Raw genomic sequence first — 20839 nt, forward strand, 5'->3', positions numbered from 1 at the left:
TCTACAAGTGATGGTAATGATTACTTAGAAGGTAATGATGGTACTGATACTTTATATGGTGGAGCAGGTGATGATACTATAAGTGGTGGAGCTAATGATGATAAAATCTATGGTGGAGATCAAGCTGGAACAGATTCATCAAATAATGACACAGTAACTTATGAAGGTGCAATAAATGGAGTTACTGTAGATTTTGTTAATGATGTAGCAACAGGTGAAGGTACTGATGAGTTAGATGGTATTGAAAATGCTATAGGTTCAACTTATGATGATACTTTTATCTCAAAACTAACTGTTTCAAATAAATTTGATGGAAATGAAGGCAATGAGACAAATGGAGATAGTATCTCTTATGTTGGAGTAAATGTTGACAGTTCTCAAGAAGATCAAGATAATGTAGTTATTGACTTATCAAGCGCAGCGGATGCAGATGGCTATTATGAAGCTAATATATATCAAGATGGAGTAATAGTAACAACTGATTATTTAAAAGATATAGAAAACTTAACAGGTTCTGCTGGAAATGATGTTTTAACTGGTGACTCTGATGTAAATACATTAACAGGTCTTGATGGAGATGATATCTTAAGTGGTCAAGGTGGAAGTGATGTTTTAGTCGGTGGTGAAGGTTCTGATACTGCATCATATGTTGAAAAAACAATCGGAGTAACAGTAGATTTCACTAATAATACAGCAACAGTTGGTTCTGGTCCAGAAGTTGATACTTTAGATTCTATTGAAAATGCAATTGGTGGTACAGGAAAAGACATCTTTATTATGAATGAAGATGGAGTAGAAAACAAGATTGATGGATCAGGTGATGATGATACTATTTCTTATGAAAATTATACTTCAAACGCTGTTAGAGTGAATCTAAGTTATGAAGATGAACAAGATGTAGTAACAAATGATGGTGATACTATTATTTCAGTAGAAAATGCAATTGGTTCAACAAAAGACGATACTTTTATTGGTTCTGACTCAACAAACTCTTTTGAAGGTGGAGCAGGAAATGATACCTTTATAGCAGGGACAGATACTAATAATGATGATTCTATTGAGAATGTAGATGATGGTGCAGATTATTTTGATGGTGGTGTAGGTACAGCAGATTGGGCAGATTATTCTGTTATAGAAGATGATGGTATTGAATCAACAAAAGGTATTGAAGTTACACTTGATGGTGCAAATGAAACTACTGTTACTGTAAATGGACAAACAGGAACAGATACAGTATTAAATGTAGAACATATAAAAGGTACTGCTGATAGTGATAGTATACAAGGTGATGTTCAAAATAATTCGCTTGTAGGTAATGCTGGAGATGATGTATTATCAGGTGAAGATGGAAAAGATATCCTTCTTGGTGGTTTAGGTAATGATAGTTTACTTGGTGGAGCTGGTGATGATACTCTTCAAGGAAATGAAGGAGATGATTATTTAACTGGAAGTTTAGGAAATGATAAAATCTATGGAGGAACATTTGATGGAACTACTCATGTGGATGATGCATTAGATATTGATACTGTTGATTATACAAATGCCTTAGAATCACTTACAATAGATTTAGATTTAGCTGCTGCTGGTGGATTAGCTGTTGATGGGACGATAGAAGGTAAACTTGTTGGTTCTACAGGTGATGATGGGCAAGGTATTGATGAATTATATGGAATTGAAAATATTATAGGTTCTAACTTTACAGGTGATATTATTTATGCTAATTCTTCAACAAATGTTATTGATTCTCAAAGTGGAAATGATGAAATTGAAGCTAGAGAAGGTGATGATACTGTATTAGCAGGAAGTGGTGATGATACAATTATTGCTTCAAGCGCTACAGATGGAGCTGATTATATTGATGCAGATACAGGAAATGACACTTTAGATTATTCAGTACTTACTTCTTCTAATAATATTGAAGTAGATTTAAGTCAAGTTGCAACACATGATTTTGATGGAAGTGGCGGAAATGACTCTTGGGAAGTTAATATTACAGGAACAACTGGAAATAACGATATTGTAAAAGGTATTGAGAATATTATTGGTGGAGCGGGAACTGATACTATTATTGCTAATGCTCAAGAAAATGTAATTCAAGGTGGAGCGGGAACTGATACTTTATCTGGTGGAGATGGTATTGATACTATTTATGGATTTAAAAAAGGTGAAACTGAAAGCTCAGTAGAGTTTGATACAGTGTCTTATTCTTATCTTACATCAAAAGCTGTAAGTGTTGATTTAGAAGCAGGAACTGCAACAGTTGATTCAAATGATAGTGATACTTTAGTTTCTATTGAAAATGTAATCGGTGGAGATTTAAATGATGAAATTACAGGAAGTTCTCAAGTAAATTCATTAGAAGGTGGAGATGGTAATGATACATTTATAAGTTCTCTTGGTGATGATTTCCTTTATGGTGGAAATGTTACAAGTGGGACTCATACTGATTCTCATACAACAGGTGATACAGCTGATTATAGTAATAGTATTAACACAGATAATAATTTAGTAGTAAATTTAAGTAATACTTTAAATGATGGAAATGATTATACAAGTGCACAAGTACGTCTTAATAGTGATAATTCAACTGTTTATACTGATAAGTTATATGCAATTGAAAATATTTCAGCTACTGCAAATGATGATACCTTAACAGGTAGTGATTTATCAAATACATTAAGTGGGAATGATGGTAATGATATTCTTCAAGGTTTAGAAGGTGCTGATAAACTTGATGGTGGAGATGGTGATGATATATTTATAGTTGATGAAAATGATATTAGTGACACTGGTAATGATGTTATCATAGGTGGAGATGGATCTGATACAATTAATTACAATGGTATTACGTCAAGTGGTGTAACAATTGACTTTGGAACTGGTAGTACAGCAACTGTTAATATTGGTTCATATTCTCATACTTTAGAAGAAGTTGAAAATATTATAGGTACCGAACAAAATGATGATTTAACTGGAAATTCAAGTGTTAATACTATCCAAGGTATGGGTGGTGATGACTCAATTTATGGTCAAGAAGGTGCTGATTTCCTTTATGGTGGAAATGATCAAGTAGATGCAACATCATCTGGTAATGACTATATCGATGGAAAAGAAGGTGATGATAAAATCTATGGTGGAGATGGAACTGATGAACTAATTGGTGGATCAGGAAAAGATACTATTTATGGAGAAGACGGCGCAGATATTATCAAAGGTGAAAATGATGATGATATTATTTATGGTGGAGATGGAGCTGATGATATAAATGGTGGTTTAGGTGCAGATACAATTTATTCAGGAGCTGGAGATGATGTAATCACATTTGAACAAGCTGATAATAAAACTGACATTGTTTATGGTGGTGATGCATCAGCAGATAGTGGTATTGATACAGTTGATTATACTCAAGCAATTAAAGGTATGACTGTAAACTTAGCAAATGGAAATGCTCAAGGAACTGCAACTAGTGCTGATCAAGGAACAGACAGTTTATATGGAATAGAAAATATTATTGGCTCTGATTTAGAAAAAGATGTAATTACTGGAAATGATGATGTAAATACACTAAGTGGACAAGGTGGTAATGATACATTATACGGTGGAGCAGAAGCTGATACACTTTTAGGTGGAGCTGATGATGATGAACTTCATGGTGGAACTGAAAATGACTCAATTGATGGTGGAATTGGAGATGATGTAATTTATGGAGATGAAGGTTCAGATACTCTAGTAGGAAATGGAGGTTCAGATACATTTATTGCTACAAGCGCAAATGATGGAATCGATACTATTACAGGTGGAACTGGTAGTGATACAATTGATTATAGCGTTATAACTGATACTTCAAATAGTGTTACAGCTACACTATTAGCAAGTGGAGATTCAACTGTAACTTTAGCAAGTGGAGATAATGATACTATTAATACAATTAATAATATTATTGGAACTTCAGGTGATGATGTATTCACAGGTAGTTCTTTAGTAAACACTTTTGAAGGTGGAGATGGTATTGATGAAGTACGATATGACTATGATAATACATCTGGAGTTGATGTAGATTTAGAAGCTGGAACTGCAAGTGAAAATGGTGGAAGTGTAGATACATTAACAACTATAGAAAATATTGTAGGATCTTCATATGATGACTCTTTTGTAACTTCAAGTACAGTTTCAAATGTAATAGATGGTGGAGAGAGTGATGTAAATGGAACAGAATCAAAAGGTGATACTATTGATTATAGTTCAAGAAACGATGCTATTACAGTAACCTTAAATGGTGGAGTAGATACTACAGTTGATATAGCTGATACTACATTTGATGATACAATCAGTAATATTGAAAATGTTATCGGAAGTACTGTTGCTGATAATATTACTGGTGATAGTGATGAAAATACATTATTTGGAATGTCAGGGGCTGATATTTTAGATGGTGGAGCTGGTGATGATTATATTAAAGGTGGAGATAATGATGACCAAATCACAGGTGGACTTGGAGCTGATAAGTTATTTGGAGATGCTGGTAATGAAACTTTTACAGGTACAGAATTATTAGACTTTACAGGTGATGAAATAGATGGTGGAGATGACACAGATACAGTTGATTATAGTTTAGTTACAGGTATAACAGCAGGTGTAAATGTTACATTAAATGATGCAACTATTGCTCAAGTTAATTTAGATGCAAATGCAAATAATCATACTATTGTAAATATAGAAAATATCACAGGTACAAATTTTGTTGATACTATTACAGGTGATTTAAATAATAATACACTATTTGGAAATGATGGAACAGATGAAATATCTGGTGGTGCAGGTGACGATTATATTGATGGTGGAGATAATAGTGATAATGATGAAAATTCTACTGTATATGAAATATTAGATGGTGGAACTGGTGCTGATACTATTTACGGAAGAGCTGGAAATGATTCAATAATTGGTGGAGATGATTCAGATAAGTTATATGGTGGAACTGGAAATGATATTCTTGATGGTGGAGCTGGTGAAGATACTTTAACTGGTAATGCTGGAGATGATACATTCTTCGGTGGCGCAGGTAATGACCAGTTTATAGGTGGTTCAGGTAGTGATACTGCTGATTATACTGGTGTAGCTTCTGATATTATTGCAAATGTTTCTACAAATGCTACAGGTACAGATATTGGTATAGATATTTATTCTGGAATTGAAAATATTACAGGTGGTGTAGGTAAAGATACATTAACAGGATCAGATGGTGAAAACACTTTATTAGGTAGTGAAGGTGATGACACTATCTCTGAGTTAGCTGGAAACGATGTTGTTGAAGGTGGAGATGGAAATGATTATATTTACGCTGGAGAAGGTGATGATACTATTGATGGAGATGGCGGAACTATAGATGGAACATCAGATACTTTAGATTATAGTTCAATAGATGTTAATGATGATAGTAGAATATATAATACACAAGCAATTACAGGTATTTCAGTAGATTTAAATGATAATAATGGCCAATATATTCATAACGAATTTGGAACAGATACTATTACTAATATAGAAAATATTGTAGGTTCAAATAAAGCTGATTATATATTAGGAAATACAGGTGACAATACTTTAGATGGTGGAAATGGTAATGATTATCTTGTAGGTGGAGAAGGTTCTGATAAATTAATAGGTGGAAATGGAACAGATACTGTTAATTTCACAGATGCTAGTGGAACTGTAATTGTTGATATGACAAAATCTCAAACAGATGGAAGTGAAGATACATATAAGATTGAAAATGACGGATATGGAAACAAAGAGTTTTTAGATGGTGTTGAAAATATTTTAACAGGAGATGGTGCTGATACAATTTATGGAGATGCACAAGCTAATATTATTGAAACAGGTGCCGGTAATGATACAATCCGAGGTGGAGAAGATGCAGATGTTATTGACGGTGGAGCTGATGAAGATACAGCTGATTTCTCAGATTTAGCTTATGGTGTAACAGTTGATTTAGATACTAATGATGATGGTTCAAAATCTGGAACTGCTTCTTCAAACTCTAAAGTTGATACTTTAAGAGATATTGAAAATGTTATAGGAACTAATAGGTCTGATAATATCTCAGGAGATGAATATTCAAATACATTATTTGGTGGAGCTGAAAACGACATCTTAAAAGGTTTAGATGGACAAGATTATATTGATGGTGGAGAAGGAACATCTGATACTATAGATTTTAGTGATGGTACAGAAGGAATAATTGTTGATTTATCAACTACACAAACATTGGATACAGAAAGTACATATAGAGTACAAAATGATGGATTTGATAATAAAGAGTTTGTTACAGGTATAGAAAATATTACTGGTACAGACTATGCTGATGATATTACAGGTGATGATGAAAATAATTTACTTGATGGTGGAGCTAATGATGATATTATCAAAGGTGGAGCTGGAAGTGATATTCTTATTGGGCAAACAGGAGCAGATATATTCTCAGGTGGTTCAGGAGATGATTATATTTATGGTAATGAAGAAAATATATTAAGTGAAGATTCTAGTAGAGATGTTGTTGATTATTCGAATGCTTCAAATATAATCTCATTAAATCTTTCTTCTTCAGATAGTACAATTGAGTTATCTGAAGAATCTTCAACAACACTTAGCACTCAAACTGCTGTTGGTGAAGGAACAGATAAATTATATGATATTCAAGATGTAATAGGTTCAAATCTTGCAGATACTTTAATAGGTGATGAAAATATAAATTCAATTTCTGGAAATGGTGGAAATGACTTATTAAGCGGTGGATTAGGAGCAGATGTTCTACAAGGTCAAGGAGATAATGACACTATTTTAGGTGGCTTAGATGGAGATTATATTTATGGTGGAACATATGATGGTTCTACTCATATTGACAGTGGAATCGATACTGCTGATTATAGTTATATCACAGACACAACTGCTATTAATGCAGATTTATCATTAAGTGCAGAGCAAGTTAAAGATAGTGTAACTACTACAAATGCTGATAATTTATTTGGAATAGAAAATGTTAAAGGTACTAAAAATATTGATACTCTTAAAGGAAGTGATGACTTCACTGAAATAAATGTTTTAGATGGTTATAAAGGAAATGATACTTTCTATGCTTCAAAAGGAGTTGATACATTTATAGGTGGAGATGGAACGGATACTTTAGATTTTAGTACTATTGATGTCGCAAATGCAGATGAAAATAGAGTTATTGTTGATTTAGGTTTAGAACAAGTAACTGATGATGGATATCAAAATTCATCTGTTGCGGTTATTGATGTAGTAAAAAGTATTGAAATTGTTTTAGGTACTAACGGTGATGACCAATTAAGAGGAAGTAGTGAGGCTAATACTTTAATAGGTGGAGATGGTAATGATACAATTACAGGTATCGCAGGAAGTAACTTACTTCAAGGTGAAGCAGATAATGATTCTATTTTAGGAGGATCAGAAACTGATACTATTGAAGGTGGAACAGGTGATGACATTCTTGATGGTGCTGTTGGAGATGATAGCATTAGTGGTGGAGATGGTGTTGATACTATCAATAAAAGTGCTGGTGAAGGAAATGATTCTATAGATGCTGGAATTGGAAATGATATTATTTATTCTGGAGTAGGAAGTAATCTTATTACAGGTGGAGATGATAGTGATACTTTAACTTACGAACAAATTACTAGCTCAAAAATTATTGCAAACCTTGGAAGTGGAGTAGATGGAGATTTTGGAACAGTAACTATAGGAAGTAATATAGATACTTTAGAAGACCACATCGAGATTTTAAAAGGTTCTGCAAGTACTGATACAATTTATGGATTTAATGATTCTATTAATACTTTAGCTGGAGCTGATTATAGTGACACTTTATATGGGCAATCAAATAATGATAGCATTTATGGTGGTATTGGAAATGATACTATTTATGGTGGAAGTGGAAATGATACTATTAGTGGACAAGCTGGTGATGATGAAATAGATGGTGGAACAGGAACTGATACTTTAGATTTCAATGATGCTTTAAAAGCTGTTGAGGTTTATTTAGATGCTAAAGATGAAGATGGTAATGATACTGTAAATTCTGTTGAAGTTGTACAAGATGGATTTGATGGGCAAGACCAAGTTGTATCTATATCAAATATTATAGGTTCAGAATATGGAGATACAATTAAAGGAAATTCTTCTTCTAATAATATAAAATCAGGAGAAGGTGACGATACTATATTTGCAACTTCTGGTACAGATATTATTGATGGAGGGAATCATAATTCAGGTAGTGGAGGAGGAGACTGGTTAGATTATCGAACATTTACTTCTGGAATTGATGTAGTTGTAAATGGAACAAATATTTCAAATATAGAAAACCTATTTGGAACAATAGAAAATGATAGTTTAACAGGAGATAGTCTTAATAATACTCTTGATGGTAATGAAGGTAACGATGAATTAAATGGAGGAGATGGTAATGATCATCTTCTTGGTAATGATGGTATTGATATATTAATAGGTGGCGATGGTATTGATACTTATGATGGTGGAGCTGACGATGATTCAATTAGTTTCTTTGATGTAGAAGCTAGTGTTGATGTTGATTTATCTACATCATCAGTAAATGAAGATGGATATGGAAACGAAGAATTATCTTCAATAACAGATATTGAGAATATTATTGGTACTTCAGTTTATGGTGATACATTAAGTGGAGATGATGATACTAACACTATTTTTGGACATGGTGGAGGTGATACTCTAGATGGTAATGGTGGAACTGATACTTTATATGGTGGAACAGGTGAAGATACATTAATCGGTGGAGCTGGTGTTGATGAGTTAGATGGTGGCGAAGATAATGATACTTTATACGGTGGAGATGGTGCAGATATTATTAATGGTGGAGATACAGGTATTGATACTATAGCTTTTGATAATACTTGGGGTGATGCTGCATTTGATGATACAGTAAATAAAATTGATGTAGATTTAACAAATAATATTGTAAATAATGATGGATATGGGAATATTGATACTTTAACTAATATTGATCAAGTATTAGGTTCAAATCAAGATGATATTATAAGAGGTGATGATGCTGCTAATGATACTTTATATGGTGAAGAAGGTGACGATACAATTTACTTATCAAGTACAGGAACAGATTACTTAGATGGTGGAACTGGTGGTGAAACTAATGGTGACTGGCTAAGCTTAGAATATGCATATATTTCTACAGTAGATTTAAATTCTAGTACAGATAATTTACATAATTTTGAAAATGTATCAGGAAGAGAAAGTTCTGCAAGAAATGAATCTGTTTGGGGAACTACAGGTGATAACACATTTATTATGTATGATGGAAATGATACAGTTTTAGGTAGAAATGGAAATGATGTATATGACTTAGGTGATGGTGCTGATAGGGCATATGCTGGTGATGGAAATGATACTTTAATTGGTGGAGTAGGAGAAGATATTCTAGATTATCGAGGATATTCTACTGGGTCAAGTACTAATATTATTTTACAAGATGCGAATATTGATACAAATGATGATGGAACAGCAGATACTTCTGTAACTAGTACAACACAAACAGTAACAATAAGTGGTTTAAAAACACTTAGCGATGGAGATTATACTTTCTTTAGTGTTACTGACTCAAGAGGAGATACTGATCTTATTTATCAAGAAGATGATGGAACAGCTGATTTTGAAAGATTTTCATTAAGTAATGTTGCTGATGTATTTGTGGGAGATAATGCAAATAATACAGTAAATGGAAATGAAGGAGCAGATACACTTCTTGGAATGGATGGAAATGATACCTTAAATGGTGGATCTGATAATGATTTAATATACGGTGGAATTGGAGATGATGTTATTGCTGGTTCTTCTGGAGATGATAGATTATATGGTGAAGCTGGTGATGATGATATTGATGCTGGTGATAATGATGATACTATTTGGGGTGGAGCTGGAACGAATAACTTATCAGGAGATTCTGGAGAAGATACTATTCATGATGAAGAAGGTACTGATACTATAGATGGTGGAGCAGCAGAAGATACTGTTATTTTTAAAGAAGGAACACAAGGTGTTGTTGTTGATTTAGGAAGTAATACAAGTACTGATGCATTTGCAAATGATCAAACAATTACAAATGTAGAAAATATTACAGCAACATCATTAGATGATGTAATTATTGGAGAAGATGGAGTTACAAATATTCTTTATGGTTTAGATGGTGATGATACTTTTACTGTTACTACAAATGAATCTGGAGATTCTGATTATATTTATGGTGGTGATGGTGATGCAGATAAAATAATCTTAAGCAGTAATGTTGATGGTACAGTAAATGATGCAAATAGTGACATTTTAATTAACCCAGATTCTAGTCCAGCTACATATGAAAATACAGTTGATATGACAACTGATAATAATATCGAGTTTATTTCTTCAGGGGCAAGTAATTCAACTAAGTTTTATGATATTGAGAATATTGATGGAAGCGATAAAGATGATTATATTAAAGCTGATGGAGAGAATAATACTATTGATAGTGGTGCTGGTAATGATTATATTCAAGGTTTAGGTGGAGATGATGAATTAACATTAGGTGCTGGTGATGATATAGTTGAAGGTGGAACAGGAGATGATATCTTAGATGGTGGATTAGATATTGATACTTTAGTTTATTCTTCTTCGACTTCAGGAGTTACTGTAAACTTAGAAACAGCAGTTTCTACAGGGGTAAATATTGGTACAGATACAATTTCTAATTTTGAGAATATTGTAGGAAGTGCTTCAGGGGATACTTTAACAGGAGATACGAGTACAAGTATTGGTAATACTATTTATGGTCAAGGTGGAGCAGACTTTATTTATGGTTTAGACGGAGATGATGAACTTCATGGTGGAGATAATGATGACTATATAGATGGTGGAGTTGGTGCAGATGTTATGTATGGTGACGCAGGAAATGATATTTTTATTACTAGTGCGGGAGATGATACTATTGATGGTGGAGCAGATGATAGCGATACTGTTGATTATAGTACGGCAACTGGACCATTAAATGTAACATTAGTAGATGGAGCTGCAACTGTTACTATTGATGGAACAGATACTTTAACAAATATTGAAAACCTTACTGGAACTAGTTCAGCTGATTTAATCACTGGTGATTCAAATAATAATACACTTATAGGAAATGCAGGAGATGACATCTTAACTGGTAATGCAGGAGATGATGACCTTCAAGGTGGAGCAGGTGATGATAGAATCTTTGCAGGACTTGGAACAAATACTATTGATGGTGGAGAAAGTAGTGAATCAACTGGAGATTGGCTAGATTATTCTGATTTATCATCTACTGATGTAACAATTAATTTAACAGCAGGAACTGCTACGGCAACAGGTCTTAGTGATACTATTTCAAATATTGAACATGTAAAAATGGGTGATGGAAATGATAATGTTCAAGGAGATATTTACAATAATAGTTTAATAGGTGGAGAAGGAAGTGATACCTTAGATGTATCTCAAGCAACAAGTAGTGTAATTATTGATTTGACAGATACAACAAATAAAAATGGTACAACATCAGGTTCAAATATTGGTACAGATACTTTTGAAAGTTTTGAAAACTTTATTGGTTCTTCACAAGCTGATACTTTAAATACAACTGATGTAAGTGGTATTTCTTTTGATGGTTTAGGCGATACGGATAAAATTGATTATACTACAATGACAACGGCTGTTACTGTTGATATTAATGGTATAAATGATATAACTATAGATGACACAAGTTCTATTGATACTCTTTCAAATGTAGAGCATATTATTACAGGAAGTGGAGATGATACATTTAATTATACTGGAAGTTCAAATGTAACAACTCTAGATGCAGGAGCAGGAACTGATACATTAAGTTTAAGTGGAACAGTTGATTTATCTGGAGTTACACTACTTAATTTTGAAACAATTATTGTTCCTGAAAATGAAACAGCAACTTTAAGTGCGGCAAACTTAGATGATGAAGATTTTGAAATTCAGATTTTAAATGGTGGAACTTTAATTATAGAAACAACTTCTGATGAAAATGACCATGACTTTGATAATATTACATTTAATAAAACAGGAACAGGAAGTGTTCAATTAGATGTAATAACAACAGTAGATTTAACATCACATGATATTCATGGTACAGGTAATATTGATGTAATAAATGTAAGTGGTGATGTAACATTAACTGAAACACAAGCTACAACGGCAACTTCTATTACAGGAAGTGGAACAGCAACAATAGAAGTTAGTACAAATAGTAGTACTGATTTTGCAACACTATTAGATGATTCAATAGAATCTGATACAACAGTTCAGTTTACAGCTGATTCTACTTTTGATGGAGATTTTGGTAATTCAAGTATTTTAGTTGATTCAAGTGTTACTTTAACTACAACTTTTGATAAATTAGATAGTAAAACTTCTAATTTAAGTGGTGCAGGAAATATTACATTAACTGATACAAATGTAGATGCTAGTGATGTAGATGATGTTGCTACTGCTATTAGTGGAACTTTAACTGCAACTATTACAACAGGAGCAGTCGATACAACATTAGCAACAATAACAAATGTAAATGCAAGTGATGATATAACATTTACAACAAATGATCCAAGTGCAGATGCTTCAGATATAGTTGATTTAAAAGTAAAAGTAGATAACTTTAATGTAGATACAATTGATTTAATAACGGAAAATGCTACTAATATTGGAGCAAATGCCACAACTGTTACACAAGCCTTAACAATAACTGGCGGAACAGAAGCTGTAACAATAACAGGAGCTATTAGTGCAAGTGATACAAACACAATAGCAAACGCAACAAGTGGAGTAGTAACAGCAACAATCACAGCAGGAGCAGTAAAAGCAACATTAGATGCAATTACAGATGTAGATGTAGGCGTAGATGATGTAATAACATTTACAACAACAGATACAAGTGTAAATGCGAGTGATTTAGTTAATTTAAATGCAAAAGTTAATAACTTTACAGTATCAACAATTGAAGAAGTAACACAAGATGATGGAACAATTACAGATGTAGTAACAGGTTTAGTATTGTTAGATGGAGATGAAGATGTAACAATAACAGGTGGAGATATTTCAGTAACAGATATAAATACAATATCTTCAACAAGTGGAGTAGTAACTGCAACAGCAAATACAGGGGTTGCTGGAACATTAACTGGATTATCAACAGATGATAATGATGACATCACAGTAAATATGGCAGCGGCAGATACATCAGCATCAGATTTAAAAACAATCGATTCAAAAACAGGAATAGCAATAAATGCAACAGTAATTACAAAATTAACTGGTAATGCAACAGATGTAAAAGATGTACTAGCAACAGATTCAACAATCACAACAGTAACAGATGGAAGTTTAGCAGTAGATGTAAGTGGAAGTGTAAGTGTTGCAGATATAAATACAATAAATGCAGACTCTGCAACAGGTGTAGTAACAGTAGGAACAGTAGATACAGGAAATGCAACAACGTTAGCAGGATTAACAACAAGTAATACAGATATGATTACAGTTGAATTAGAAGCAGCAAGTACAGATGCTGCAAATATAAATATAATTAACGGTGCAACAGGTGTTGCAGTAGATGCAGGCAGTATTACTGAATTAACAGGAACAGCAACATCTATACAGACAGCACTAGCTGCAAATACAGCAGGAACAATAACAGGACTTGGAACAAAAGCAATAAATGTAGATGATACAGTAGCAGCTTCAGTAATAAATGATATAGCTGGAGATACAAGTGGAGTAGTAACAGCAACAATCACAGCAGGAGCAGTAAAAGCAACATTAGATGCAATTACAGATGTAGATGTAGGCGTAGATGATGTAATAACATTTACAACAACAGATACAAGTGTAAATGCGAGTGATTTAGTTAATTTAAATGCAAAAGTTAATAACTTTACAGTATCAACAATTGAAGAAGTAACACAAGATGATGGAACAATTACAGATGTAGTAACAGGTTTAGTATTGTTAGATGGAGATGAAGATGTAACAATAACAGGTGGAGATATTTCAGTAACAGATATAAATACAATATCTTCAACAAGTGGAGTAGTAACTGCAACAGCAAATACAGGGGTTGCTGGAACATTAACTGGATTATCAACAGATGATAATGATGACATCACAGTAAATATGGCAGCGGCAGATACATCAGCATCAGATTTAAAAACAATCGATTCAAAAACAGGAATAGCAATAAATGCAACAGTAATTACAAAATTAACTGGTAATGCAACAGATGTAAAAGATGTACTAGCAACAGATTCAACAATCACAACAGTAACAGATGGAAGTTTAGCAGTAGATGTAAGTGGAAGTGTAAGTGTTGCAGATATAAATACAATAAATGCAGACTCTGCAACAGGTGTAGTAACAGTAGGAACAGTAGATACAGGAAATGCAACAACGTTAGCAGGATTAACAACAAGTAATACAGATATGATTACAGTTGAATTAGAAGCAGCAAGTACAGATGCTGCAAATATAAATATAATTAACGGTGCAACAGGTGTTGCAGTAGATGCAGGCAGTATTACTGAATTAACAGGAACAGCAACATCTATACAGACAGCACTAGCTGCAAATACAGCAGGAACAATAACAGGACTTGGAACAAAAGCAATAAATGTAGATGATACAGTAGCAGCTTCAGTAATAAATGATATAGCTGGAGATACAAGTGGAGTAGTAACAGCAACAATCACAGCAGGAGCAGTAAAAGCAACATTAGATGCAATTACAGATGTAGATGTAGGCGTAGATGATGTAATAACATTTACAACAACAGATACAAGTGTAAATGCGAGTGATTTAGTTAATTTAAATGCAAAAGTTAATAACTTTACAGTATCAACAATTGAAGAAGTAACACAAGATGATGGAACAATTACAGATGTAGTAACAGGTTTAGTATTGTTAGATGGAGATGAAGATGTAACAATAACAGGTGGAGATATTTCAGTAACAGATATAAATACAATATCTTCAACAAGTGGAGTAGTAACTGCAACAGCAAATACAGGGGTTGCTGGAACATTAACTGGATTATCAACAGATGATAATGATGACATCACAGTAAATATGGCAGCGGCAGATACATCAGCATCAGATTTAAAAACAATCGATTCAAAAACAGGAATAGCAATAAATGCAACAGTAATTACAAAATTAACTGGTAATGCAACAGATGTAAAAGATGTACTAGCAACAGATTCAACAATCACAACAGTAACAGATGGAAGTTTAGCAGTAGATGTAAGTGGAAGTGTAAGTGTTGCAGATATAAATACAATAAATGCAGACTCTGCAACAGGTGTAGTAACAGTAGGAACAGTAGATACAGGAAATGCAACAACGTTAGCAGGATTAACAACAAGTAATACAGATATGATTACAGTTGAATTAGAAGCAGCAAGTACAGATGCTGCAAATATAAATATAATTAACGGTGCAACAGGTGTTGCAGTAGATGCAGGCAGTATTACTGAATTAACAGGAACAGCAACATCTATACAGACAGCACTAGCTGCAAATACAGCAGGAACAATAACAGGACTTGGAACAAAAGCAATAAATGTAGATGATACAGTAGCAGCTTCAGTAATAAATGATATAGCTGGAGATACAAGTGGAGTAGTAACAGCAACAATCACAGCAGGAGCAGTAAAAGCAACATTAGATGCAATTACAGATGTAGATGTAGGCGTAGATGATGTAATAACATTTACAACAACAGATACAAGTGTAAATGCGAGTGATTTAGTTAATTTAAATGCAAAAGTTAATAACTTTACAGTATCAACAATTGAAGAAGTAACACAAGATGATGGAACAATTACAGATGTAGTAACAGGTTTAGTATTGTTAGATGGAGATGAAGATGTAACAATAACAGGTGGAGATATTTCAGTAACAGATATAAATACAATATCTTCAACAAGTGGAGTAGTAACTGCAACAGCAAATACAGGGGTTGCTGGAACATTAACTGGATTATCAACAGATGATAATGATGACATCACAGTAAATATGGCAGCGGCAGATACATCAGCATCAGATTTAAAAACAATCGATTCAAAAACAGGAATAGCAATAAATGCAACAGTAATTACAAAATTAACTGGTAATGCAACAGATGTAAAAGATGTACTAGCAACAGATTCAACAATCACAACAGTAACAGATGGAAGTTTAGCAGTAGATGTAAGTGGAAGTGTAAGTGTTGCAGATATAAATACAATAAATGCAGACTCTGCAACAGGTGTAGTAACAGTAGGAACAGTAGATACAGGAAATGCAACAACGTTAGCAGGATTAACAACAAGTAATACAGATATGATTACAGTTGAATTAGAAGCAGCAAGTACAGATGCTGCAAATATAAATATAATTAACGGTGCAACAGGTGTTGCAGTAGATGCAGGCAGTATTACTGAATTAACAGGAACAGCAACATCTATACAGACAGCACTAGCTGCAAATACAGCAGGAACAATAACAGGACTTGGAACAAAAGCAATAAATGTAGATGATACAGTAGCAGCTTCAGTAATAAATGATATAGCTGGAGATACAAGTGGAGTAGTAACAGCAACAATCACAGCAGGAGCAGTAAAAGCAACATTAGATGCAATTACAGATGTAGATGTAGGCGTAGATGATGTAATAACATTTACAACAACAGATACAAGTGTAAATGCGAGTGATTTAGTTAATTTAAATGCAAAAGTTAATAACTTTACAGTATCAACAATTGAAGAAGTAACACAAGATGATGGAACAATTACAGATGTAGTAACAGGTTTAGTATTGTTAGATGGAGATGAAGATGTAACAATAACAGGTGGAGATATTTCAGTAACAGATATAAATACAATATCTTCAACAAGTGGAGTAGTAACTGCAACAGCAAATACAGGGGTTGCTGGAACATTAACTGGATTATCAACAGATGATAATGATGACATCACAGTAAATATGGCAGCGGCAGATACATCAGCATCAGATTTAAAAACAATCGATTCAAAAACAGGAATAGCAATAAATGCAACAGTAATTACAAAATTAACTGGTAATGCAACAGATGTAAAAGATGTACTAGCAACAGATTCAACAATCACAACAGTAACAGATGGAAGTTTAGCAGTAGATGTAAGTGGAAGTGTAAGTGTTGCAGATATAAATACAATAAATGCAGACTCTGCAAACAGGTGTAGTAACAGTAGGAACAGTAGATACAGGAAATGCAACAACGTTAGCAGGATTAACAACAAGTAATACAGATATGATTACAGTTGAATTAGAAGCAGCAAGTACAGATGCTGCAAATATAAATATAATTAACGGTGCAACAGGTGTTGCAGTAGATGCAGGCAGTATTACTGAATTAACAGGAACAGCAACATCTATACAGACAGCACTAGCTGCAAATACAGCAGGAACAATAACAGGACTTGGAACAAAAGCAATAAATGTAGATGATACAGTAGCAGCTTCAGTAATAAATGATATAGCTGGAGATACAAGTGGAGTAGTAACAGCAACAATCACAGCAGGAGCAGTAAAAGCAACATTAGATGCAATTACAGATGTAGATGTAGGCGTAGATGATGTAATAACATTTACAACAACAGATACAAGTGTAAATGCGAGTGATTTAGTTAATTTAAATGCAAAAGTTAATAACTTTACAGTATCAACAATTGAAGAAGTAACACAAGATGATGGAACAATTACAGATGTAGTAACAGGTTTAGTATTGTTAGATGGAGATGAAGATGTAACAATAACAGGTGGAGATATTTCAGTAACAGATATAAATACAATATCTTCAACAAGTGGAGTAGTAACTGCAACAGCAAATACAGGGGTTGCTGGAACATTAACTGGATTATCAACAGATGATAATGATGACATCACAGTAAATATGGCAGCGGCAGATACATCAGCATCAGATTTAAAAACAATCGATTCAAAAACAGGAATAGCAATAAATGCAACAGTAATTACAAAATTAACTGGTAATGCAACAGATGTAAAAGATGTACTAGCAACAGATTCAACAATCACAACAGTAACAGATGGAAGTTTAGCAGTAGATGTAAGTGGAAGTGTAAGTGTTGCAGATATAAATACAATAAATGCAGACTCTGCAACAGGTGTAGTAACAGTAGGAACAGTAGATACAGGAAATGCAACAACGTTAGCAGGATTAACAACAAGTAATACAGATATGATTACAGTTGAATTAGAAGCAGCAAGTACAGATGCTGCAAATATAAATATAATTAACGGTGCAACAGGTGTTGCAGTAGATGCAGGCAGTATTACTGAATTAACAGGAACAGCAACATCTATACAGACAGCACTAGCTGCAAATACAGCAGGAACAATAACAGGACTTGGAACAAAAGCAATAAATGTAGATGATACAGTAGCAGCTTCAGTAATAAATGATATAGCTGGAGATACAAGTGGAGTAGTAACAGCAACAATCACAGCAGGAGCAGTAAAAGCAACATTAGATGCAATTACAGATGTAGATGTAGGCGTAGATGATGTAATAACATTTACAACAACAGATACAAGTGTAAATGCGAGTGATTTAGTTAATTTAAATGCAAAAGTTAATAACTTTACAGTATCAACAATTGAAGAAGTAACACAAGATATGTCATCATTATCATCTGTTGATAATCCAGTTAATGTTCCAGCAACCCCTGTATTTGCATGTATGAAGATGTAACTAACTAACAGTTGTGGAGATATTGTCATTTAATCTGTATACTGACAATATCTCCAACCTGTTATTGTTACATCTTCACATCATCCATGCTAAACATACTAAACCTGTTACTACATCGATGATAATTGTTGCATCATCTTGTGTTACTTCTTCAATTGTTGATACTGTAAAGTTATTAACTTTTGCATTTAAATTAACTAAATCACTCGCATTTACACTTGTATCTGTTGTTGTAAATGTTATTACATCATCTACGCCTACATCTACATCTGTAATTGCATCTAATGTTGCTTTTACTGCTCCTGCTGTGATTGTTGCTGTTACTACTCCACTTGTATCTCCAGCTATATCATTTATTACTGAAGCTGCTACTGTATCATCTACATTTATTGCTTTTGTTCCAAGTCCTGTTATTGTTCCTGCTGTATTTGCAGCTAGTGCTGTCTGTATAGATGTTGCTGTTCCTGTTAATTCAGTAATACTGCCTGCATCTACTGCAACACCTGTTGCACCGTTAATTATATTTATATTTGCAGCATCTGTACTTGCTGCTTCTAATTCAACTGTAATCATATCTGTATTACTTGTTGTTAATCCTGCTAACGTTGTTGCATTTCCTGTATCTACTGTTCCTACTGTTACTACACCTGTTGCAGAGTCTGCATTTATTGTATTTATATCTGCAACACTTACACTTCCACTTACATCTACTGCTAAACTTCCATCTGTTACTGTTGTGATTGTTGAATCTGTTGCTAGTACATCTTTTACATCTGTTGCATTACCAGTTAATTTTGTAATTACTGTTGCATTTATTGCTATTCCTGTTTTTGAATCGATTGTTTTTAAATCTGATGCTGATGTATCTGCCGCTGCCATATTTACTGTGATGTCATCATTATCATCTGTTGATAATCCAGTTAATGTTCCAGCAACCCCTGTATTTGCTGTTGCAGTTACTACTCCACTTGTTGAAGATATTGTATTTATATCTGTTACTGAAATATCTCCACCTGTTATTGTTACATCTTCATCTCCATCTAACAATACTAAACCTGTTACTACATCTGTAATTGTTCCATCATCTTGTGTTACTTCTTCAATTGTTGATACTGTAAAGTTATTAACTTTTGCATTTAAATTAACTAAATCACTCGCATTTACACTTGTATCTGTTGTTGTAAATGTTATTACATCATCTACGCCTACATCTACATCTGTAATTGCATCTAATGTTGCTTTTACTGCTCCTGCTGTGATTGTTGCTGTTACTACTCCACTTGTATCTCCAGCTATATCATTTATTACTGAAGCTGCTACTGTATCATCTACATTTATTGCTTTTGTTCCAAGTCCTGTTATTGTTCCTGCTGTATTTGCAGCTAGTGCTGTCTGTATAGATGTTGCTGTTCCTGTTAATTCAGTAATACTGCCCTGCATCTACTGCAACACCTGTTGCACCGTTAATTATATTTATATTTGCAGCATCTGTACTTGCTGCTTCTAATTCAACTGTAATCATATCTGTATTACTTGTTGTTAATCCTGCTAACGTTGTTGCATTTCCTGTATCTACTGTTCCTACTGTTACTACACCTGTTGCAGAGTCTGCATTTATTGTATTTATATCTGCAACACTTACACTTCCACTTACATCTACTGCTAAACTTCCATCTGTTACTGTTGTGATTGTTGAATCTGTTGCTAGTACATCTTTTACATCTGTTGCATTACCAGTTAATTTTGTAATTACTGTTGCATTTATTGCTATTCCTGTTTTGAATCGATTGTTTTTAAATCTGATGCTGATGTATCTGCCGCTGCCATATTTACTGTGATGTCATCATTATCATCTGTTGATAATCCAGTTAATGTTCCAGCAACCCCTGTATTTGCTGTTGCAGTTACTACTCCACTTGTTGAAGATATTGTATTTATATCTGTTACTGAAATATCTCCACCTGTTATTGTTAC

General features: G+C 33.6%; 4 protein-coding genes (1 of these 4 cut by a window edge). 2 read left to right on the forward strand and 2 right to left on the reverse strand.

Annotated elements, in window-relative coordinates:
- Window positions 1–17397: the 3' portion of a hypothetical protein gene (locus tag D3Z07_RS14380; protein WP_122894164.1), read on the forward strand. It extends 16782 nt beyond the left edge of the window; only the last 17397 of its 34179 coding nucleotides appear in the window; its start codon lies beyond the left edge, outside the window; it ends in the stop codon at window positions 17395–17397.
- Window positions 17312–18865 carry a beta strand repeat-containing protein gene (locus tag D3Z07_RS13790; protein ID WP_122894165.1) on the forward strand — a complete coding sequence of 518 codons (1554 nt, stop codon included), beginning with the start codon at window positions 17312–17314 and terminating at the stop codon, window positions 18863–18865. The genes D3Z07_RS14380 and D3Z07_RS13790 overlap by 86 nt, the downstream gene beginning before the upstream one ends.
- A 75-nt stretch (window positions 18866–18940) precedes the next feature.
- On the opposite strand, the gene D3Z07_RS13795 is transcribed toward D3Z07_RS13790, so the two are convergent.
- Window positions 18941–20305: a beta strand repeat-containing protein gene (locus D3Z07_RS13795; RefSeq protein ID WP_122894166.1), complete on the reverse strand. Its 1365-nt coding sequence runs from the start codon at window positions 20303–20305 to the stop codon at window positions 18941–18943.
- 327 nt (window positions 20306–20632) lie between these two features.
- On the reverse strand, window positions 20633–20839 hold a 207-nt coding region (locus D3Z07_RS13800; protein ID WP_164707236.1), incomplete at its 5' end, for a hypothetical protein.

Origin of the sequence: Arcobacter peruensis (assembly GCF_003711085.1) — a bacterium.
Classification (GTDB): domain Bacteria; phylum Campylobacterota; class Campylobacteria; order Campylobacterales; family Arcobacteraceae; genus Poseidonibacter; species Poseidonibacter parvus.

Bases quoted from the DNA above. Each gene is read 5' to 3' on its own strand.
- D3Z07_RS13790 (WP_122894165.1), top strand. From the start codon at position 17,312: ATGCAGACTCTGCAAACAGGTGTAGTAACAGTAGGAACAGTAGATACA.
- D3Z07_RS13795 (WP_122894166.1), bottom strand. From the start codon at position 20,305: ATGCAGGGCAGTATTACTGAATTAACAGGAACAGCAACATCTATACAG.